The organism is Campylobacter sp. LMG 17559 (genome assembly GCF_024723605.1).
Lineage (GTDB): Bacteria > Campylobacterota > Campylobacteria > Campylobacterales > Campylobacteraceae > Campylobacter_D.
This window is the reverse complement of record NZ_JANQCZ010000001.1, coordinates 107,645-129,073: the sequence shown is the minus strand read 5'-3', so window position 1 is coordinate 129,073 and position 21,429 is coordinate 107,645. Positions and strand designations below refer to the sequence as shown.

The window sequence follows — 21,429 nt, the reverse complement described above, 5'->3', positions numbered from 1 at the left end:
TTGTAGTGATAAATTTTTAATTTATTCTAACAAAGTAAAGCTTAAATAAGCTTTTTTATTTTTAAGCTAGCTTATGTTAGAATAAAGCTAGAATTTTTATGATAAGGAATATTAATGTATTTATTTACTTCTGAAGTTGTTAGCGCAGGGCATCCTGATAAATGTGCTGATATTATAGCTGATTCTATAGTGGATGCTTTTTTAACTCATGATAAAGATTCAAGGGTTGCTAGTGAGGTTTTTGTAGCAGGAAATAAAGTAGTAATTGGTGGTGAAATTAAATCAAAACATAAACTAGAAAAACAAGATTATGAAAATATTGTAAAAAAAGCTCTAGCAGATATTGGTTATGATGGGCATCCACATTTTAGCAAAAAACAATGTTTACATCCTGATGATTTAGATGTAATGGTATTTTTAAATGAACAAAGTCCTGATATCAATCAAGGTGTTGATCAAGAAGATGGAGAAATTGGAGCGGGTGATCAAGGGATAATGTTTGGTTTTGCAAGTAATGAAGCAAAAGAATATATGCCAGCAGCTATTTCTTATGCTAGAATGCTTTGCGATAAAGTATATGAGTTTGCAAAAAACAATCCTGATAAACTTGGAGTGGATATTAAAACTCAAGTGACAATTGATTATGTAAATAAAGAAAATTTTGAAAATTGTAAACCTCAAAGCATCCATACTATTGTAGTTTCAGCTCCTTGTGTTGAAAGTATGAAAATAGAAGATTTAAGAGCTTTGGTGATGGAATTGATTTTAGATTCAAATTTACCAAAAGAGCTTTTTTGTCCAGAAAAAACAAGAATTTTAATCAATCCAACGGGAAAATATGTAAATCACAGCTCATTACATGATAGTGGTTTAACAGGAAGAAAACTTATAGTAGATAGCTTTGGTGGCTATGCTCCAATAGGTGGAGGAGCGCAATCTTCTAAAGATTATACTAAGGTTGATAGAAGTGGGCTTTATGCTGCAAGATGGCTTGCTAAAAATATCGTAGCAGCAGGTCTTGCTAAAAAATGCATAGTGCAGCTTTCTTATGCTATAGGTGTAGCTAAACCAACTTCTGTTAGTGTGGATTGTATGGGAACAAACACAAGATTAAATGATGATATTTTAAGTGATTTTGTGATGAAAACTTTCCCATTAACTCCAAATTGGATTAAAAATAAATTCAATCTTGATAAACCAAGTAAAGATACTTTCATGTATGCTGATGTAGCTGCTCGTGGTCAAGTAGGTCAGGCTGATTATCCTTGGGAAAAATTGGACGCTCTTGATGAATTTAAAGCATTATAATAATGAAGCTTTTGAGCTTCATTTTGCTTTAAAAGTTTTTCTTTTATCTTTAAAATCAATATCTCTTTTGACTTAATTACAGCATTTTCTTTTCCATTAACTGCATGATATATACTTACATTATAATTATTTGCATAAAAACGCATTAGAAAATTTTGTAATTTATACTCACTTGAAAAATTAAACCAAGCATTGTTTGAAATAGCGATGATGATTTTTGAGTGTTTATAAAGTTTTTCTTTTGTAGCTTCAAAGCAGATAGCATTAGTGATGAGTTGATTATTTAGAGTGTATTGATTTAATTCCTTTCCTTTTGAAAATTCATCAATATTTAAAAGATATTTTTTAAAAAAGTTTTTAAATATAGGAATTTCTTCCCCAAAAGGCACAAGATAGTGTTTGTTAAAAACTTGTATGTTGCCATTGTCAAATACATAAGTGCTATTGTATAGATGATTAGGTGTGGTACTTATAGCACCTGTGATGATGATGATTTGTTTTGATAAATCTTTTAAAGCTTGTAAATAACTTGGAGCTTTATTTAAAGCAAAGGCAAAAGCTGTTTCAGGAAAAACAATTACTTCTTTACCTTCTTTTATGGCCTGATTGATTTGATAAAATATATCTTTAGAATGAGTGTGTAAATTTTCTTGTATGAATTTTTGATCTTGGGAGATATTAGTTTGAATTAATTTATAGTCTAAATTTAATGTTTGCGATTGTTTTTGATTATATTGGGCTCCAATTAGAATAAGGATTAAAATGATTGCTATTTTATAATATCTTGAAATGTATTTTTCATAATAAAAATAAGCAATCAAAAACATAGCTATAATGCCTTGATAACTTGCATCAAAGATTCCATATACACTTAAAACACCCCAATTTAGCCAATCAAATCCAAAAGGATGAACAAAACTAAGTAAAAAAATCCCACAAAGCCTTAAAAAATCATATTTAAGAAAAAAACATACTAAAAATAATAATCCATAAATTAATCCGATTAAGATAATTTCTAAAGGAATTAAATAAGCTAAATCAAAATAAATTGATGATAAAGCTATCCACCAAAACCATAAAATTCCTACAAAAAATCCGGTATAAAAATATCCTATTTTACTTTTATTTCTTAGCAATAAAATCAAACCATATATACTTAAAAATGGTGAAATAAATTCAAAAAGTAAATTTTCAAAAAAAGAAAAATAAATAAAATTTGACAATAAAAGTGCAGAAAAAAAGGCTTTTATTATTTTAAAAGTGGTAGAATTAGAATTTATGAATTTTAAAAAAAGGGGAAGAAATGGCAGAAAACGGAAATATTTGGACTTCATTGTTGCCTCTCATTGTGCTTTTTGCGATTTTTTATTTTTTGGTTATTAGACCACAACAAAAACAAGCAAAAGACCACAAATTAATGGTTTTATCTTTAGAAAAAGGAGATAAAATCATCACAAATGGTGGGATAATTTGCGAGGTGGTAAAACCAGAAGAGGATTTTATCAAAGTTAAGCTTAATGATGAAAATGTAGTTGTAAAAATTTCTAGAGATTTCATAGCAAAGAAAATTGATGCGTAGTGGAAAAATTACTTATAGAAGTATTATTTTCTTTGTAGTTTTTCTTATAGGATTAATTTTTTCCATACCTTCTTTTATGCAAACCCAAAGTGGTGCTAAGATTAACCTAGGACTTGATTTGCAAGGCGGTTTGCATATGTTATTAGGTGTAGAAGTAGAAGAGGCGGTTAAGTCAAAGGTTAAATCCATAGCCTCTTCTCTTAGCTATTCTATCAATAAAGAAGATATTATTGTTGATAAAATCAAAGTAAATGATACTAGTATTGAATTTAGCTTATTAGATGAAAATGATGTAGCTAAGGTTGATTTGTTATTAAAAGACATTAAAGGCTTGGCTGTCACACATGAAAATTTACACTACACACTTTCTTTAACCCAAGAAGAAATCAAACTAACTCATGAACAAGCTATTTTACAAGCTGTAGAAACTATTAGAAATAGACTTGATCAATTTGGTCTTGCAGAGCCAAATGTAGCAAGATCGGGCGAGGATAAAATTTTAGTCGAACTTCCAGGTATTAAAACTGCTGCAGATGAGGCTAGAGCTAGAGAACTTATCGCAAAAGCTGCACATTTGCAATTAATGGAAGTAGATGATGTTAGGATGGATCAGGTAAATAATCTTACTCCAGCTCAGGCTGCTGAATATGGAGATTTGATTTTTGAAGATGCAAAAAATCCTCAAATTAAATATCTAGTAAAATCTATACCTATTCTTGATGGTTCTATGCTAACAGATGCAAAAGTAGGTTTTGCGCAAAGTAATAATCTTCCTGTTATTAATTTTACCTTAAATTCAGAAGGTGCTAAAAAATTTGGAGATTACACAGGAAATAATGTAGGTAAACGCTTAGCTATAGTCTTAGATAATAAAGTATATTCAGCTCCAAGAATTAATGAAAGAATAGGTGGAGGCAGTGGTCAAATTAGTGGCAGTTTTACTGTTGAAGAAGCTCATGATGTGGCTATTGCTTTAAGAAGTGGGGCACTTTTAGCACCGGTTAAAATGCTTGAAAAAAGAAGCGTTGGACCATCTTTGGGTGCTGATAGTATTAAAATGAGTATGATAGCCCTAGCAGGTGCTTCTATATTGGTTATTGCATTTATGGTGATGTATTATGGTATAGCAGGAATTTTTGCTAATATTGCTTTAGTAGCAAATATTTTAGTGATTATTGCTGTAATGGCTATGTTTGGTGCAACCTTAACTTTACCTGGTATGGCAGGACTTGTACTGACTGTGGGTATGGCAGTAGATTCTAATGTTATTATTAATGAAAGAATTAGAGAATTATTGCGAGAAGGTGCTAGTATAAGACAAAGTGTTGAAAATGGTTATAAGCATGCAATGAGTGCGATTTTAGATTCTAATATTACTTCGCTTATTACTTCAGTGGTACTTTATGCTTATGGAACAGGTGCGGTAAAAGGTTTTGCGGTGACTTTAAGCATAGGGATTTTAGTTTCTATGATTACTTCTATTGTTGGAACTCATGGTATGTTTGAAATGTTTATGAACCGTATGGAAAAAAGCAATAATACAAGATTATGGTTTGGATATAGGAGACCTTAATGCAATTTTTTAGTCAAAAACATGTTTATGATTTTATGAGAATGAGATTTGCAGCCATCTCTTTGTCTTTTATTTTATTTTTTGGTTCTATTTTTATCCTTTTTACTAAGGGTTTGAATTTTGGTATTGATTTTACCGGTGGAACTTTGGTGCAACTTCAATACGAGCAAAAAGCTCCTTTGGCTGAAATTCGTAAAGCTTTAGCTATCAATGAAAATTTAAAAGGTGCTAGCGTTACTGAATTTGGTAGTGCTAATGAAGTTATTATTCGTTTTTCAGGAAGTAGTGATAGCTTGGGAAGTGATATTGGAGCAAGTATTGCAAATTTATTAAAAGATACAGGTAAATTTGAAGTGCGCCGCGTGGATGTAGTAGGTCCAAAAGTAGGAGATGAACTGCGTAATAAAGGTCTTATGGCAGTTGGAATTTCTTTGATTGCTATTTTGATTTATTTGGCAGTAAGATTTGAATGGCGTTTTGCTATGGCTTCTATTGTGTGTGAAATTCATGATATAGTCATTACTTTAGGCGCTATTGCTTTATTTGAAATAGATGTAAATTTAGATATTTTGGCGGCTGTTTTAACTGTGCTTGGGTATTCTTTAAATGATACGATTATTATTTTTGATAGGATTAGAGAAGGTGTTAAAACAAGTAAAAATTCAAAACTTGATCTAATTATTAACGAATCAGTTTCGGCAACTTTATCAAGAACTACTTTAACAACGGGCTTAACTTTAATTACTGTTGTAGTGCTTTATTTCTTTGGCGGATCTATGATAGAAGGTTTTGCTTTAACTATGATAGTGGGTATTGTAGCAGGTACTGCAAGTTCTATATTTGTAGCAAGTCCAGCGCTTTTATGGTTTAAATTCAGCGTTGCACAGTATCGCCAAAAAGAATTAGAAAAAGTAAAGAAAAAACAAGAAAAAGAAAAATTAAGAGCGATGTATGAAAAAGGAACGGTGTAAAAATGAATTGGGGTAAGGTTATTTATATCTTTTTTGCTCTAATGAGCTTAACTACAACCGCAGGATTTTTATATGATCAAAATGAAGTTGCATTATTTATTGCAGCTTGTGTGAATTTAATTTCTACTTTATTGAAAATTGGGGTTAGAAATTTCTTAGCAGCTGAATTATTTGCTAGTTCTTTAGTGGCTGATTTGCATTTAATTCCAGCTTTTGCTTTAATACAAATTAATCCAGAAGCTAATGTTATGGTTTATACTTTAGCAATTGGTGCTTTGATAGCTAATATCTTTTCAATGATTTTAGTTATAGTTGATTCAGTAAAAAATCAAGAAGAAAATTAGGAGTTAAAATGGCATATGAAGCAGGTAAAATAGAAAAAAAATGGCAAAAAATTTGGCAAGAAAAAGAATATTTTGAACCAAAAGATGATTTTTCTTTACCAAAAAAATACATTTTATCTATGTTTCCATACCCAAGTGGTAGAATTCATATGGGACATGTGAGAAACTATAGTATAGGTGATGCTATGGCTAGGTATTATAGAAAAAAAGGTTTTAACGTCTTACATCCTATAGGTTTTGATAGTTTTGGTATGCCTGCTGAAAATGCTGCGATTAAACATGGTATCCATCCTAAAAAATGGACTTATGAAAATATTGATTATATGCAAAATGAGCTTGCTTCTTTGGGTTTTTCTTTTTCCAAAAAAAGAATGCTTGCTACTTCTGATCCTTTATATACTAAATTTGAGCAAGAATTTTTCATCAAAATGTATGAAAAAGGACTTGTTTATACTAAAGAAGCCGAAGTTAATTGGTGTGAGAATGATAAAACAGTTTTAGCAAATGAGCAAGTTGAAGATGGTAAATGTTGGCGTTGCGGACATGAAGTCATTAGAAAAAAAATGCCAGGATATTATGTAAAAATCACTGCTTATGCAGATGAATTATTGCAAGATCTTAAAAAGTTAGAAGGAAAATGGCCAAGTCAAGTTTTGACTATGCAAGAAAATTGGATAGGTAAAAGCACAGGGCTTAGTTTTGATTTTGATATAGAAGAAAATAATAAAATCAGTGCAAAAAAGATCAATGTTTTTACCACAAGAGCTGAGACTATTTATGGAGTATCTTACATTGCTTTAGCGCCTGATCATGAAATAGTAAATGAATTAATTGATAAAAAATTACTAGATCAAGATGTTATAGCTAAAATTCAAAATATACAAAATCAAACACCGCGCCAAAGACAAGCCGCGCCAAAAGAAGGATATTTTTTAAATCTTTATGTAATCCATCCACTAAGTAAAGAAAAAATTCCTTTATGGGTAGCTAATTTTGTTTTAAGTGATTATGGCAGTGGTGCTGTTATGAGTGTGCCTGCTCATGATGAAAGAGATTATGAGTTTGCAAAAACTTATAATTTAGCTATAAAAAAAGTAGTTTATAAAGATGAAAATGACGCACAATGTTACACTTTAAAAGAAGGCGTTTTAACTAATAGTGGCGAATTTGATCAACTAGAATGCAATGAAGCTAGGGAAAAAATTAGTTTAAAAATTGAATCACTAGGTATTGGTAAAAAGGTTACCAATTTTAAAATTCGTGATTGGGGTGTTTCTAGACAAAGATATTGGGGAGCTCCTATACCAATGATTAAGTGTGATTTTTGTGGCATAGTTCCTCAAAAAATAGAAAATTTACCTATTACCTTGCCTGAAGATGTGGTGATAAATGGAGAAGGAAATCCACTTGATAAACATGAAATATGGAAAGAATGCATTTGTCCAAAATGTGGTAAAAAAGCACAAAAGGAAAGTGATACTTTAGATACTTTCTTTGAAAGTTCTTGGTATTTTGCGCGTTTTGCAAGCGATGATAAAACTTGGCAAGAAAAAGCAGTAGATGAAAAAAGTGTCAATTATTGGATGAATGTTGATGAATATATTGGTGGGATTGAACATGCGATATTACATTTACTCTATGCTAGATTTTTCCAAAAAGCACTTAGGGATTTGGGTTATTTAAAAGATGATGAGCCTTTTAATAGACTTTTAACCCAAGGAATGGTTACTAAAGATGGTACTAAGATGAGTAAGTCTAAGGGGAATGTGGTTGATCCTGATTATATTATAGAAAAATATGGAGCAGATAGTGCAAGATTGTTTATACTGTTTGCTGCACCACCTGCTAAAGAACTTGAATGGAACGATAGCGCATTAGAAGGTGCGTTTAAATTTATCAATAGGCTTTATGAAAAGGCTATGAGTTTAGAATGTGGAAAATTACAAGAAATTGATCATCAAAGTTTAAATAAAGAAGAAAAATATGCTAGATTAAAAGTATATGAAGCTTTGAAAAAATCTTTCGAAGTTTATGAAGAAAGCTTTGCCTTTAATACTTTAATAGCTGCATGTATGGAGGCTTTAAATGCCTTAAATGCTATAAATCATAAAGAAGTTTCAAAAGAAGCTTTTTATATTATTTTAAATATTTTAGAGCCTATCATTCCTCATGTTTGTTTTGAGCTTAGTGATCATTTGTTTAAATGTGAAAATTTTAAAGTATTAAAAATAAAAGATGAAGTTTTTGTGAAAGATAGTTTTAATATAGCTATTAGTGTTAATGGTAAAAAAAGAGCACAGATTGAAATAAATTCACAAGCTAAAGAAGATGAAATTTTAGCTTTAGCTAAAGAAAATGTTGCAAAATGGCTAGAGGGCAAAACCATAGTAAAAGAAATTTATATTGATAAGAAATTAGTAAATTTGGTGATTAAATGAAAAAATATCTAGTGTTGTTTTTTACTTTTTTCATCATAGCTTGTGGATATATTCCCTCTTCGCAGATGGCAAGTAGAGTTTTGGGTGAAAATGTATTTTTAAAAATTAATATCAGTAAGCAAGATCCTGAAAACAGTGTTTACATAACAGACATTCTAAGAGAAGCCATGCTTAATAAGCTTGGTAGAAAAATCACAGATGAGTATAATGCAGATAGTTCTATTATAGTTACGATGAAAAAATTAGAATTTCATCCTATGGTTTATGATAAAAATGGTTATGTGATTAATTATAAAGCAGAGCTTTATTTGGAGTTTGTGTTGCGTTATAAAAATGGCAAGGAAGAAATTGTAAATACTAAAGGAAGTTATAATTTTGATATTAATCCAAACTCTATCATCAGTGATCAAGCTAGATTTGAAGCGATTAAAAACGCATCAAGTGAAGCTTTTGATGAGTTTGTTTCTATTATAGCTATTAGGGGTTATAAGTAAAATGGCAAGCCATATCAATGAAATTGCAAAAGAAACATTGATAAAATTAAAAGAGCGTAAATTATATCCAACTCCTGAAAATTATAGTGAGGTGTTTGAAGAGTGTGCTAAAAAAGCAGGAGTTATGAGTCTTAATAAAGCTAGAATAGAAAAATATACTAATCTTTTAGATGATTCTTATAAACAAGAATTAAAAGGAAAGAGCATTCGAACTATTGATGAGTTTTTGATGTTTTTAGTCTCTAGGCTTAATAGACAAGTAAGCAGAAAATATGAAGATGTTTATGCTTTACTTGACTTAATCATTCAGCAACTTAGTATTAGCAAAGATAAAAAAATCAAAGAACTTGCTCAAACTACTCAACATAGATTATCTCAAGCTATGGACTTAGAGACTATATATCTTTTAAGAGCTAAATGGAGAGAACTTGAAAAATCTTATGAAGATCATGAGCTTTTAAAAAAATTAGAAGAATTTAACATCCGAGCGTTTTTGGATTTTCACGCTTTAATAGAAAAACTTATCGTTATGTTAAAAGAACGCTCTTATGAAAAACAAGCTGAACTTTTACTAGCTTCTTTAGAGCCTTTATTTGGTGAGAGTAAAGAAGTTGAGCAATTTAAGCAAAAGCTAAAAGAAAATCCTAGATTAATTGCTAGAAAAGAATTTGCACATGAGTATTGTTTGATGCTACAAAAAAAAGAAGCAATAGATAAATACTATATACAAAAAAACCTTTCTTTTTTTAATCAGCACTTAGAAAGCTTAAATGAAATGGTGTCAAAGCTTTATGATAATAGTCAAGAAGATGTGAAATTTATCAATACTTTAACTAAAGATGAAAATGGTAATGTGCAGATTAATTTTGATACATTAAAAGATAAGCTTTTGTATGCAAATGAGCAAATAGCTCAAATTAAAACTCAAATTCAAGCTACAAGCGATGACGAGCAAAGAGAACAATGGAGTCTTGCTCAAGAGCTTAAAAAACTTGATGAAAATTATAAGCTTTATGCGGTTAATTATGCTTTATCTTTCTTTAAAATCAATAATATAGAACATGTTATTAATGCTTATGGCATTGATAGTTTTAAAACTATTAGCGGGAAGTTTAAAAAAATCCTCAAAGACTTATGTAAAAATTTAGCTGAAATTTGGATTTTAGATGAAAGTTCTTATTTAATTGTTTTTCCGGGTAAAAGCTTAGAAGATGCTCAAATCTTTACGGAAAAAGCTTTGAAGCTTATAGATGATTATAAATTTATTTATAAAGAAGAAGTAGTTAGACTTGTTTTATCATCTTCTTGTATAGAAAAAAAAGAATTTCCAGATGGCGATATTTTAAAAGAATTAATGCAAAAAGCTTAGTATGAAATTCCAGCAAACACTTTCACAAAAAACCATGCATGTACAAAAAATCAGTAGATTTTTTATGTTTAGTATGTATGAAAAATATAAAAAATTTATCCCAAAAACTAAAAATATTCAAATTATTGGTACTAATGGCAAAGGAAGCACAGGTAGATTTTTAGCCCTTTTACTCTTAGAGCAAGGATGTAAAGTAGGGCATTATACAAGTCCACATATTTTTGAATTTAATGAAAGATTTTGGTTAAATGGAAAAATTACAGGCAATGAGCTTTTAGAAAAAGCACACGAAGAATTGGAAAGTGTTTTTTTAGATGATGTGAAAAAACTTAGCTATTTTGAGTATGCTACATTTTTAGCATTTTTTGTTTTTAAAGATTGTGATTATGTGATTTTAGAAGCTGGAGTAGGTGGAGAGTACGATGCAACAAGTGTTTTTGAGATAGATTTTAGTATTTTTACTAAAATAGGTTTTGATCATCAGGATTTATTGGGTAAAAACTTAGATGAAATAGCAAGAACAAAATTAAAAGCCATGAGTGCTAAAGCTTTAATTAATAAGCAAGAAACAAAAGTATTAAATTTGGCTCAAAAAATAGCAAAATTAAAACAAGCTAGTCTAAATATTAGCTCGTTAGATAAAAATACAATTATTTATCCTTGTGTACAGGAATATATTCAAAAATATAATTTAGCAACTTTTTTAAAAGATAATCTTTTTTTAGCCTTAGAAGCTTTTTCTAAAATTTGTGCCAAAAATGAAAAAGAATTGATTTGCAGCATTAGTAATTTGCCAAAACTTGATTTAAAAGGAAGGTGTGAGCAAATAAGTCAAAATATTTTTGTTGATGTAGGCCATAATGAAATGGCAGCTTTAACTTTAGCTGAAATTTTCAAGGAAAAAAAAGTTCATTTAGTTTATAATTGCTTTTTAGATAAAGATTCTTATAAAATTTTAAGAGCTTTAAAGCCTATAGTAAAAATAGTTGAAATTTATGAATATGAAAGCAAAGACAGACCTTTAGCAGGCTCTGTTTTGCTAGAAAATTTAGAAAAATTAGATATTGCTTATCAAAAATTTGAACAAATAAAAAAAGATGAGTTGTATTTAGTTTTTGGTTCTTTTGTATTGGTAGAAAATTTTTTAAGAGGCTATAATGAAAGATAAATTTACGCTAACTATCACAGATGTAAATGGTTCTAGACATTTTTTATTAAGTCAGATCATAAAAAAAGTAATTATTTATTTTACTACTTTTGTTTTTGTTGTTATAGTTTTGGGTGCTTTATATATTAATTATTTAGCAGATAAGCGCTCAGAGCTTTTAAAAGAGCAAGAAACATTGTCAGCAAAAAATACTAAATTATTTTCTCAAAATGAAAGTATGCAAAAAAGTTTAGAGGAAAAAACAGCCTTATATGATGAACTCCAAACTCAACTTGCAGATATTGAAGAAAATTTAGGTTTAAAGCAAGATGAGGGTTTGGATATACCAGAAAGATTGGAAAAAGTTAAACTTACTAACGATCAAGCCTATTTATTTTTAACACAAATTCCAAATGGCCATGTGATAGAAGATAATGGAGTCACAGGTAATTTCGGATGGCGTCATCATCCTATATTAAATAAAAAAGAGTTTCATCCAGGTATTGATTTAAGAGCAGCTTTAAATACTCCTATTTATGCACCGGCAAATGGAGTGGTTGAGTATGCTGCATATAGTAATAATGGTTATGGTTATTCAGTGATTTTGATCCATAATTTTGGCTTTAAAACGGTATATGCACATATGATGCGCAAAGATGTTGTTAAGGCAGGGCAATTTGTAAAAAAAGGTGATTTGCTTGGATATACAGGAAATACCGGTCTTTCTACGGGACCACATTTGCATTATGAGGTTAGATTTATTAATAAACTTTTAGACCCTAAAATTTTTATAGATTTAAACCGAAAAAATTATGAACAAATATTTGATAAAGAAAGGAGAGTTCCATGGCAATCTTTAATAAAGGCTCTATTGCTACAGTATCCGAAACTACAGTCATTTCAAACGGAGCAAAAATAGAAGGAAAATTTTATTTTGACTCTATGCTTCATTTAGATGGAGAGATTATAGGTGTGATTGATTCTTCTAATGTGATAGTAATAGGTAAGAGTGGTGTTTTAAAAGGACAAGTTAAGGCAAGTAAGATAGTGATTAATGGGATTTTTGAAGGAGAAATGCAAGTTGATTCTTTGGAAATTTTATCCGGTGGTGTGCTTAATGGTAATATCATAGTTAAACAATTAAGCATTGAAAATGGTGGAAAATTTAATGGAAGCAGTAAAATAATCGAAAAAGATGAAGAACTTACAACTATTGATGTGAGCATAGAAAATTCAGAAAATGCAAGCTAAATTATATGAATATTTATTAAGTAACAAAACTGAGTTAATAGTTTGTGAGAATGATAAAGAAGCAGATGAATTAGCTCAAGTTTGTTTATTTTTAAATTTAAAAACTTTCATTTTGCCTGATTTTAGAGCAGAATTTGGTAGTGATTTACGCTCTTTTTCTAAAGAGCTTTTTGAAATTTGTAAAGTATTGAATGCTTATCATAAAGAAGATGAAAATAAAATTTTAATTTCTCCTATAAAAACAATCTTACAAAAACTCCCCGGAAAAAAGCATTTAAAAAACATTATTCTTAAAAGAAATTCACTTCTTGCTTTAGAGAAATTTAAAGAAGAAATTTTACATAGTGGGTATGAGTTTGTAGATATAGTTCAAGATAAGGGTGAAGTTTCAATACGTGGGGATATTATAGATATTTTTGCGATTAACGAAGAGCAACCTTTTAGAATTTTGCTTTTTTCAGATGAGATAGAAAGTATAAGATATTTTGATATTCATACACAAAAATCAATCCCAAATGAACTTTCAAAGATTGAAATTTGTCCATTTTTGAGTGCTTTTAATCAAGAGCAATATGAAAATTTACAAGAAAAAATTCAAAATTTTCAAAGTCAAAGCATTATCAATGATGTTAATTCTTTAGGTTTTTGGTGTGTTGATGGTTTTTGTGATTATTTAGATTTAAATTTCATAAGCATAAAAAAATTTGATGTAAATGATTTTGAAGAAGATATTAGTAAAATCAATCAAAATATTTTACCTGAATCAAGATTTTGTAAAGATTTAGTAAGTTCTTATAATCATGATTTTTTCACTTTTCATAAAGATAAAAAAATTACTGTTTTAGCAAAGAATGAAGCTTTGTTTAAAGCTTTAAATTTACAAGAATTTCCAAATATTAAATTAAAAATATCCCAAGAAAGAATTAATTTAAGCACTCAAGATGAGTTTATCATCTCTTTAAATAAAAAAGAAAAAAGTAAAAGAGTTAGAAAAGCAAGTTTGGTAATAGATGAGCTTAGAGTTGGGGATTTTGTTGTGCATGAAGATTATGGTATAGCTAAATTTTTAGGTCTTGAGATTATTATAATTGCAGGAGCAAAAAAAGAATTTGTAGCTCTTGGGTATTTAAATAATGACAAGCTTTTATTGCCTGTTGAGAATTTGTATATGATTGATAAATATATCGGTGCAAGTGGTGGCGTGCCTTTACTTGATAAGCTTGGAAAAGGAAGTTTTCTAAAAATCAAAGAAAGATTAAAAGAAAAATTATTTGCCATTGCTTCAAATATAGTTTCTTTAGCAGCGGCTAGAGCATTGATAAAAGCAAAAGAATTAAAAATTTCTCAAGAATTACAAGATGAATTTATCAATAAAGCAGGATTTTTTTATACTAAAGATCAAAGTCAAGTTTGTCAAGAAATCACTCAAGATTTAAAAAGTTCTCAAGTAATGGATAGGCTTTTAAGTGGTGATGTGGGCTTTGGTAAAACAGAAGTTGCTATGAATGCTATATTTACTTGTGTAAAAAGTGGCTATACGGCTTTGTTTTTTGTGCCAACTACTTTGCTTTCAGCCCAGCATTTTAAAACCTTAAAACGAAGATTTAACTCTTTTAATATAGATGTTTTTAAGCTAGATCGTTTTACTAGCGCTAAAGAAAAAAAACAAGTTTTGGCATTTTTAAAAGAAAATAAGCCTTGTGTAGTGGTTGGAACGCATTCTCTTTTAGGGGTTGAGTGTGAAAATTTAGGTTTAGTTGTGATAGATGAGGAGCATAAATTTGGTGTAAAACAAAAAGAAAAACTCAAAGAATTAAGTAAAAACTCCCATATTTTATCTATGTCAGCAACGCCTATACCAAGAAGCTTAAATCAAGCTCTTAGTTCTTTAAAATCATATAGTGTTTTACAAACTCCACCTGAGGATCGTTTGGATGTGCGCACCTTTGTTAGAGAAAGTAATGACGCTTTGATTAAAGAAGCTATTTCAAGAGAATTAAGAAGAGCAGGACAGATTTTTTATATACACAATCATATAGCAAGTATTGATGGGTGTAAAAAATATCTTTTAGATTTATTTCCGAATTTAAAAATTTTAATCTTGCATTCTAAAATTGATGCTAAAACTACTGAAGAAGAAATGATTAAATTTGAAAATAAAGAATATGACTTATTGCTTTGTACTTCTATAGTTGAAAGTGGTATTGATTTAGCAAATGCAAACACTATCATAGTGGAAAATTCAGACCGCTTTGGTATGGCTGATTTGCACCAACTTAGAGGAAGAGTAGGGCGTAGTGCTAAGCAAGGATATTGTTATTTTTTGATTGAAGATAAGGAAAAAATCACAAAAGATTCTTTAAAAAGACTTACGAGTTTAGAGAGTAATTCTTATTTAGGCTCAGGAAGCGTACTTGCTTATCATGATTTAGAAATTCGTGGTGGTGGAAATTTATTAGGCGTGGATCAAAGTGGACATATAGAGCAAATTGGTTATAGTTTATATCTTAAAATGTTAGAAGATGAAATTAATAAGCTAAGCAAAAAAGAAGAAATTAAAGAGAAAAAAATAGATCTAAAGCTTAATATCAATGCCTTTTTAAATAGTGAGTATATTGGTGAAGATCGTTTGAGATTAGAGCTTTATAGAAGACTTAGTAAATGTATGAGTGTTAATGAAGTTTATGAGATAGAAAGTGAGATGAATGATCGTTTTGGCAAGCCTGATATTTTTACTAAGCAGTTTTTGGATTTAATCATTATAAAAATTTTAGCTAGCAAGCATTATAAACTAGTGAGTAATTATGAGCAAAATATTTGTTTTGTAAAAGATGATGAGAGTAAGGAAGTCATTAAGGCAAAAAGTAAAGACGATGATGATGTGATCGAGGCTATTTTGATGCATTTAAGAAAGAGTGAAAAAGCATGAGCGGATATGAAATTTTTAAAGCTTTAGTTAATGCAAATATCAACTATAACGATTTTGAGTGGCTAGAAAATAATACTTTAAGCGAGTTTGAAATTTTAATTTCTGTGGTTTTAAGTCAAAATACAAACTGGAAAAATGTATTAAAAGCTTTGACAAATTTAAAACAAGCAAATATTACTAAGATAGAAGATTTATTAACTTTAAGCACTCAAGATTTAGCACTTTTAATAAAGCCAAGTGGATTTTATAATACCAAGGCAAAATATATTAAAAATTTCACTCAAAAATATTTTCAAAATTTTAATTCTTTTGAACTTTTTAAAGAAGAAGTAGATAGAGAATGGCTTTTAGGTATTAAAGGCTTGGGTCAAGAAAGTGTAGATGGAATTTTAAATTATATATGTAAAAAAGAAGTTTTAGTAGTTGATGCTTATAGTGCAAAAATAGCTAATTATTTAGGCTATGAGTGTCAAAGTTATGATGAATTAGCAGATTTTTTAAAAAAAGGCATAGCTAAAAATCAACAAGAATTATGTGTTTTACTAAAAAAAGAATGTAAACTATACGAGCTTTATCAAATTTTTCATGCTTTAATTGTTTCTTTTTGTAAAACACACTTTCAAGGTAAAAAACTTTCAGCAGATGGTGCGCTTATTTTAGATCCTTTAAAATTTTAAATTTATTTTTTATTTAAAAAGTTAATTTTTTACGATTAAAGTGCTATAATGTATTTAACTTCATAAAAAGGAGAAGTAATGAATACAAGTATAGTTGGAAAGCAATTTGAGCTAACTGAGTCTATAAAAGAGTATGTGGAAAAAAGCTTTGATGCTTTAAGTAAATATGGCTTAGATGTGATTTCTGCACGTTGTGTTATAAGCGCTGATGAAAGGCATGGAAAGAAAGGATTTTGGGCTGAATTTAGCATTAACCTAGCTGGTATTAATACAGTGGTTGTAAAGCAAAAAGATAAAGACTTATACGCTGCTATAGATTTAGCTATTGATAGAATTTCTAAGGTTTTAAGAAGATTGCATGATAAAAATATCACCCATAAACATCAAGATGAGATAAAAGAAAATTTAGTATTGCCAAGTGTGATTGAGGAAGATGAGATAGTTCCAACAGAACTTGAGCTATATAAACCTTTAGAAATTGAAGAAGCATTAGAAAAGCTAAAAGCAAGTAAGGATATATTTTTAGTTTTTAATGACATAGATGCAAAAATGAGGGTCCTGTATAAGAAAAAAGATGGTAAATTTGGTTTATTTTAAAAAATCTAGCCTTTTTAAGGCTAGATGTATTAGAAGAGTTTGTTAAAGATTTTATCTATTGCTTGATCTACTTTTTTACCTGTATTTTTAGCACCATCACTAGCATTTCCACCTATTGTATTAACAATAGAATTTACAACACTTTTTGTATCAAGACTTACTTTAGGATCTTGTGTTGTTCCTTTTATAATGCCTTTGAAATTTGCTCTATCAATAATGATATTAAAAGGAATGTTTAATTTAGTGCTTTTTGTATCAACTTTGCCTTTGCTGATGTTTATATTACTTCTATCAGCCACTAGGTTTAAATTTAAATCTATAAGATTTTTATTGATATTTATTTTAGCTTCACCGTTGCGATATACATCTTGAGTGATATCTTTTTGTAAAAGTAGCATTAAAGCACTTGTGATGAGGTTTTTCTTAAGTTGTCCATCGGCTAAGTTCATTAGCACCACACCGCTTTCTTTTAAAAGATTGTAGTCAATACTTAAATTTGATTTTGCTTGGTAATAATCAGGCAAATCTAAACTTTGAGCTAAATTTGAAAGATCAGTATTTTGCATTTTAGCGTTAAAAATATTATTTTTTAAAGTGGCATTTAATGAGCCATTAAATATATTTTTACTATTAACGCTTGCATCTATTAAAGCGTTTTTAAAATCAAATTTTCCTTCAAAATCAGCCTTGCCTTTTAAGTTTCTATCGACTAAAAATCCTAGCTTAGAAAAATCTTGCAATGATATATTATAAGTGCTTGCTAGAGCCATTTGATTAAGATCAAAATTTCCTTTTAATGAGTTAATATTTGCAAATGAACTTAGAGCTTTAGCATTAAAATCAATGATTGATTTAGAAATTTTTCCATCAAGATTGATTTTTGCTGAAGTATTCTTTGGAAATTTTTTATCCAAAAGCTTGGATAATTCTATTTCATTAAAAGAAGAATTAATAATGGCTTTAAAATCACCATTAATATTGTTAAAATCAAGTGTTTTTAAATCAATGTCAGCATTTACATCTCCATAAGCTAAAACTTTTTGTCCTATCAAAGGAAAAAGTTGCTCTAATTTTATATTATCGACTTTCGCTTGTAAACTTTTTCCATTAGATTTTGCATTGATAAGCCCTTGCATGATTTTAATATTTGCATCAAGATTTTGAATTTGATTTGCCTTAAGATCAACTTTGGCATCTAAATTTAAAGGTCCATTGAGATTTTGCTTGGTTAAAGGTTTTAATTTGTTAAGATTATCTACAAAAGCACTAATTCGTGCTTTTAAATCTTTGTTTGTAAGGTTATATGAACCTTTTAGTTGAGGTATTTTTGCTATGTTTGAATCAAGTAAAGCTTCATAATCAATTAAAGAATTTTTCGCATTTGCTTTAGCTTGTAAGTTAAAAGTTGTTTTTGGAAAATCAAGATTACTTAGTTTTTTAAATTCTATAACATTTATATTTGCATTATTTAACCTAGTATTTAGATTGAAATTTTTAAAATCAAGCCCTTGTGCTTTTAAATCTAAAACTAATTTAGAATTAATAAAAGCAGGCATAGAGATAGTCTTTAAAAGCTCTGCTACTTCTATATTAGTTGTATTGATATTAAGATTATTATTTTCTAAAACAGCTTTTAAGCTACCACCAAATCCAAGCAAGTTAGCATCTAATCTTTGTAATTGATTGTTTGCAAAAAGTAAATTGCCTTGAATTTGACTTTTGCCTTGGAGTTTCATTTTAGCTAGAGATGAAAATTGATTAAAATCATCTATTTTGATGTCAAAATCACTAGCTAAGCTTTGTTTTGTTGTATCATAAATACTTTTTTGTGTATAAAGTTTAAAAAAATTGCTTAAAATTTCACTTTTAGATACAACTTCATTGTTTTGGATTAAAGATCTTATTTCACCCTTTATATAGCTTTGTTTTGGTAAGCTTAGATTAAAATCTTTTTCAATGAGAGTATTGTTGATAGAACTTGTGTAAAAATTAATCAAAGCGTTACCATTTGGTTTTAAATCTTTAGCTTGTATATCACTGATAATACTAATTTTTCCTTGAGCATATCTTGGTAGATTAGCAAAATCTAAAATTTGAGCCAAATCTATATTTTTGCCAATAAATTCAAGATTTATAGGAGAAAAATCAACGATTTTTGCATCTAAACTAAGATTAGAATCAAACAAAAATCCATTGCCTTTTACTGAAAAATTACTACTTTTACCTACAGCATTACCTTTAAATGTAAAATCTTTATCGCTTTTTAAGCCAAGTTCTTGAATATAATTTTGTTTAAGTCCTAAAAGATAATTTAAATCAAATCCTAGTCTTAAAAGTGATATGTCACCTTCTATATTAGCAAAAAATTTATCATCAATATTTGCTTTAATGTCAAGTTGTGAAAAACTAATTTTAAAATTTTCAAATTTAACACTCATACCGCTTTTTTGAGCAATAATCGTTTCGATTCTTGGCTTTAAAAAAGTATTGCCTGTGCTTGTAAATAATAATGTATAAATGGCTAGCAATACTACACATACTACACCTAAAAGAACGTAGAGAATTTTTTTCATAAGAAACCTTTATAATGATATATCATATAAATTTAGTGTAATAGACTAAACTTATATGATATATTTTACTTAATTTATTGACAATTAACTTTCTTTAATGTATAATTCTATCACTCAAAAACAAAGAGTGCTAAAAATGGCACATTTTAGAAAGGATAAAAAATGAATTTTCAACCTCTAGGAAAGCGTATTTTAGTAAAACGCTTAGAAGAAATGAAAACTACTGCTTCTGGGATTATTATACCAGATAATGCTAAAGAAAAACCACTAAATGGTGAAGTTGTTGCAGTGAGTAAAGAAATAGAAGATGTTAAAGTAAATGATAAAGTAATGTTTGCAAAATATGGCGGAACTGAAATAAAACTTGACAATGAAGAGTATTTAGTTCTTAATATTGATGATGTTTTAGGGATTATTAAATAAAAAGGATAAAGAATGGCAAAAGAAATATTTTTTTCAGACGAAGCAAGAAATAAACTTTATGAAGGTGTTAAAAAACTTAATGATGCAGTAAAAGTTACTATGGGACCACGTGGTCGTAATGTATTAATCCAAAAAAGTTTTGGCGCTCCAACTATCACAAAAGATGGTGTAAGTGTGGCTAAAGAAGTAGAATTAAAAGATTCTTTAGAAAATATGGGTGCTTCTTTAGTTAGAGAAGTAGCTAGCAAAACAGCTGATCAAGCAGGCGATGGAACAACAACAGCAACAGTTTTAGCACATGCTATTTTTAAAGAAGGTTTGAGAAATATCACAGCAGGTGCTAATCCTATCGAAGTTAAAAGAGGTATGGATAAAGCTTGTGAAGCTATAGTAGCTGAACTTAAAAAACTTTCTCGTGAAGTTAAAGACAAAAAAGAAATCGCTCAAGTTGCAACAATTTCTGCAAATTCAGATGAGAAAATCGGAAATTTAATCGCTGATGCTATGGAAAAAGTTGGAAAAGATGGTGTTATCACTGTTGAAGAAGCAAAATCAATCAATGATGAATTAAATGTAGTTGAAGGTATGCAATTTGATAGAGGTTATTTAAGCCCATATTTTATTACAAATACTGAAAAAATGACAGCTGAATTGCAAAATCCATTTATTTTGTTATTTGATAAAAAAATTGCCAACTTAAAAGATTTATTACCAATTTTAGAACAAATTCAAAAAACAGGAAAACCACTTTTAATTATAGCTGAAGACATTGAGGGTGAAGCTTTAGCAACTTTAGTTGTAAATAAATTAAGAGGTGTTTTAAATATTTCAGCAGTTAAAGCTCCTGGTTTTGGTGATAGAAGAAAAGCTATGCTTGAAGATATTGCTATTTTAACAGGTGGTGAAGTGATTTCTGAAGAGCTTGGAAGAACTTTAGAAAGTGCTAGTATCCAAGATTTAGGTCAAGCTTCAAGCGTGATCATTGATAAAGATAATACAACTATTGTAAATGGTGCAGGTGAAAAAGCAAATATTGATGCAAGAATTAATCAAATCAAAGCTCAAATTGCTGAAACAAGCTCAGATTATGATAGAGAAAAACTACAAGAAAGACTAGCTAAGTTAAGCGGTGGTGTAGCGGTAATTAAAGTTGGTGCTGCTACTGAAACTGAAATGAAAGAGAAAAAAGATAGAGTTGATGATGCATTAAGTGCTACAAAAGCTGCTGTTGAAGAAGGTATAGTAATAGGCGGTGGTGCTGCATTAATCAAAGCAAAATCAAAAATCAGCTTGAATTTGCAAGGTGATGAGGCTATTGGTGCTGCTATTGTAGAAAGAGCTTTAAGAGCACCTTTAAGACAAATTGCTGAAAATGCTGGATTTGATGCTGGTGTAGTTGTTAATACAGTAGAAAATAGTAAAGAAGAAAATACCGGTTTTGATGCTGCAAAAGGTGAATATGTAAATATGCTTGAAAGCGGTATTATTGACCCTGTTAAAGTAGAAAGAGTGGCTTTACTTAATGCAGTTTCAGTAGCTAGTATGCTTTTAACAACTGAAGCTACAATTAGTGAAATCAAAGAGGATAAACCTGCTATGCCTGATATGAGTGGCATGGGCGGTATGGGAGGCATGGGTGGTATGATGTAATACCATCTTTTTGTTGCTTTTGAGTTGCTTTTTATATAAAGCAACTCACTCTTTTTTTATTTTTCTGCACTGATTTTTATTTTTGTTATAATAGATGTAAAATTAT

18 protein-coding genes are annotated in these 21,429 nt (G+C 29.2%); 16 read left to right on the top strand and 2 right to left on the bottom strand.

The window, feature by feature from the left end:
- Window positions 1-114: 114 nt before the first annotated feature.
- Entirely contained in the window at window positions 115-1,308 is a 1,194-nt protein-coding gene (gene metK / locus CAMP5082_RS00670; protein WP_263682081.1) for a methionine adenosyltransferase, read from the top strand.
- On the opposite strand, the gene CAMP5082_RS00665 is transcribed toward metK, so the two are convergent.
- The gene (locus tag CAMP5082_RS00665) at window positions 1,260-2,642 is read right to left on the bottom strand and encodes an apolipoprotein N-acyltransferase (protein WP_337205614.1); all 1,383 of its coding nucleotides are present in this window, start codon (window positions 2,640-2,642) and stop codon (window positions 1,260-1,262) included. The two genes, metK and CAMP5082_RS00665, sit on opposite strands and share 49 nt — an antisense overlap.
- On the opposite strand from CAMP5082_RS00665, the gene yajC reads away from it, so the two are divergent.
- The 13 genes from yajC to hpf all read left to right on the top strand — a co-directional run bounded on the left by yajC (window position 2,612) and on the right by hpf (window position 16,677).
- Complete coding sequence (gene yajC / locus CAMP5082_RS00660) at window positions 2,612-2,887, top strand: preprotein translocase subunit YajC (RefSeq protein WP_012661754.1); 276 nt, start codon at window positions 2,612-2,614, stop codon at window positions 2,885-2,887. The two genes, CAMP5082_RS00665 and yajC, sit on opposite strands and share 31 nt — an antisense overlap.
- A complete protein-coding gene (gene secD / locus CAMP5082_RS00655; protein WP_337205613.1) occupies window positions 2,880-4,460 on the top strand; it encodes a protein translocase subunit SecD in 1,581 nt (526 codons plus the stop codon). Before yajC ends, secD begins: the two co-directional genes overlap by 8 nt.
- Window positions 4,460-5,431, top strand: coding sequence for a protein translocase subunit SecF (secF, locus tag CAMP5082_RS00650; protein WP_214118169.1), 972 nt, complete (start codon window positions 4,460-4,462; stop codon window positions 5,429-5,431). The genes secD and secF overlap by 1 nt, the downstream gene beginning before the upstream one ends.
- 2 nt (window positions 5,432-5,433) lie before the next feature.
- Complete coding sequence (locus tag CAMP5082_RS00645; RefSeq protein ID WP_039618681.1) at window positions 5,434-5,775, top strand: DUF6394 family protein; 342 nt, start codon at window positions 5,434-5,436, stop codon at window positions 5,773-5,775.
- An 8-nt stretch (window positions 5,776-5,783) separates the two neighbouring features.
- Complete coding sequence (gene leuS, locus CAMP5082_RS00640; RefSeq protein WP_337205612.1) at window positions 5,784-8,213, top strand: leucine--tRNA ligase; 2,430 nt, start codon at window positions 5,784-5,786, stop codon at window positions 8,211-8,213.
- Window positions 8,210-8,707: an LPS assembly lipoprotein LptE gene (lptE, locus tag CAMP5082_RS00635; RefSeq protein ID WP_337205611.1), complete on the top strand. Its 498-nt coding sequence runs from the start codon at window positions 8,210-8,212 to the stop codon at window positions 8,705-8,707. The genes leuS and lptE overlap by 4 nt, the downstream gene beginning before the upstream one ends.
- Window position 8,708: 1 nt before the next feature.
- On the top strand, window positions 8,709-10,076 hold the full coding sequence (locus CAMP5082_RS00630; protein ID WP_337205610.1) for a hypothetical protein: 1,368 nt from the start codon (window positions 8,709-8,711) through the stop codon (window positions 10,074-10,076).
- Between the two features lies 1 nt (window position 10,077).
- A complete protein-coding gene (locus CAMP5082_RS00625) occupies window positions 10,078-11,244 on the top strand; it encodes a Mur ligase family protein (protein ID WP_337205609.1) in 1,167 nt (388 codons plus the stop codon).
- Window positions 11,231-12,142, top strand: a complete 912-nt coding sequence (locus CAMP5082_RS00620; RefSeq protein WP_263678820.1) for a M23 family metallopeptidase — start codon at window positions 11,231-11,233, stop codon at window positions 12,140-12,142. The genes CAMP5082_RS00625 and CAMP5082_RS00620 overlap by 14 nt, the downstream gene beginning before the upstream one ends.
- On the top strand, window positions 12,070-12,474 hold the full coding sequence (locus CAMP5082_RS00615) for a bactofilin family protein (protein WP_337205608.1): 405 nt from the start codon (window positions 12,070-12,072) through the stop codon (window positions 12,472-12,474). The genes CAMP5082_RS00620 and CAMP5082_RS00615 overlap by 73 nt, the downstream gene beginning before the upstream one ends.
- The gene (locus CAMP5082_RS00610) at window positions 12,464-15,403 is read left to right on the top strand and encodes a DEAD/DEAH box helicase (RefSeq protein ID WP_337205607.1); all 2,940 of its coding nucleotides are present in this window, start codon (window positions 12,464-12,466) and stop codon (window positions 15,401-15,403) included. The genes CAMP5082_RS00615 and CAMP5082_RS00610 overlap by 11 nt, the downstream gene beginning before the upstream one ends.
- Complete coding sequence (locus CAMP5082_RS00605; protein ID WP_337205606.1) at window positions 15,400-16,080, top strand: endonuclease III domain-containing protein; 681 nt, start codon at window positions 15,400-15,402, stop codon at window positions 16,078-16,080. Before CAMP5082_RS00610 ends, CAMP5082_RS00605 begins: the two co-directional genes overlap by 4 nt.
- A gap of 78 nt (window positions 16,081-16,158) precedes the next feature.
- The gene (gene hpf / locus CAMP5082_RS00600; RefSeq protein WP_012661742.1) at window positions 16,159-16,677 is read left to right on the top strand and encodes a ribosome hibernation-promoting factor, HPF/YfiA family; all 519 of its coding nucleotides are present in this window, start codon (window positions 16,159-16,161) and stop codon (window positions 16,675-16,677) included.
- Window positions 16,678-16,706: 29 nt separating this feature from the next.
- Here the strand turns inward: hpf and CAMP5082_RS00595 are convergent, their stop codons facing one another.
- Window positions 16,707-19,250 carry a hypothetical protein gene (locus CAMP5082_RS00595; RefSeq protein WP_337205605.1) on the bottom strand — a complete coding sequence of 848 codons (2,544 nt, stop codon included), beginning with the start codon at window positions 19,248-19,250 and terminating at the stop codon, window positions 16,707-16,709.
- 162 nt (window positions 19,251-19,412) lie between these two features.
- Between CAMP5082_RS00595 and groES the strand changes: the two genes are divergently transcribed.
- Both groES and groL read left to right on the top strand, forming a co-directional pair.
- A complete protein-coding gene (gene groES / locus CAMP5082_RS00590; RefSeq protein ID WP_149062447.1) occupies window positions 19,413-19,673 on the top strand; it encodes a co-chaperone GroES in 261 nt (86 codons plus the stop codon).
- Window positions 19,674-19,685: 12 nt separating this feature from the next.
- Window positions 19,686-21,323, top strand: coding sequence for a chaperonin GroEL (groL, locus tag CAMP5082_RS00585; protein WP_070256698.1), 1,638 nt, complete (start codon window positions 19,686-19,688; stop codon window positions 21,321-21,323).
- Window positions 21,324-21,429 lie beyond the last annotated feature (106 nt).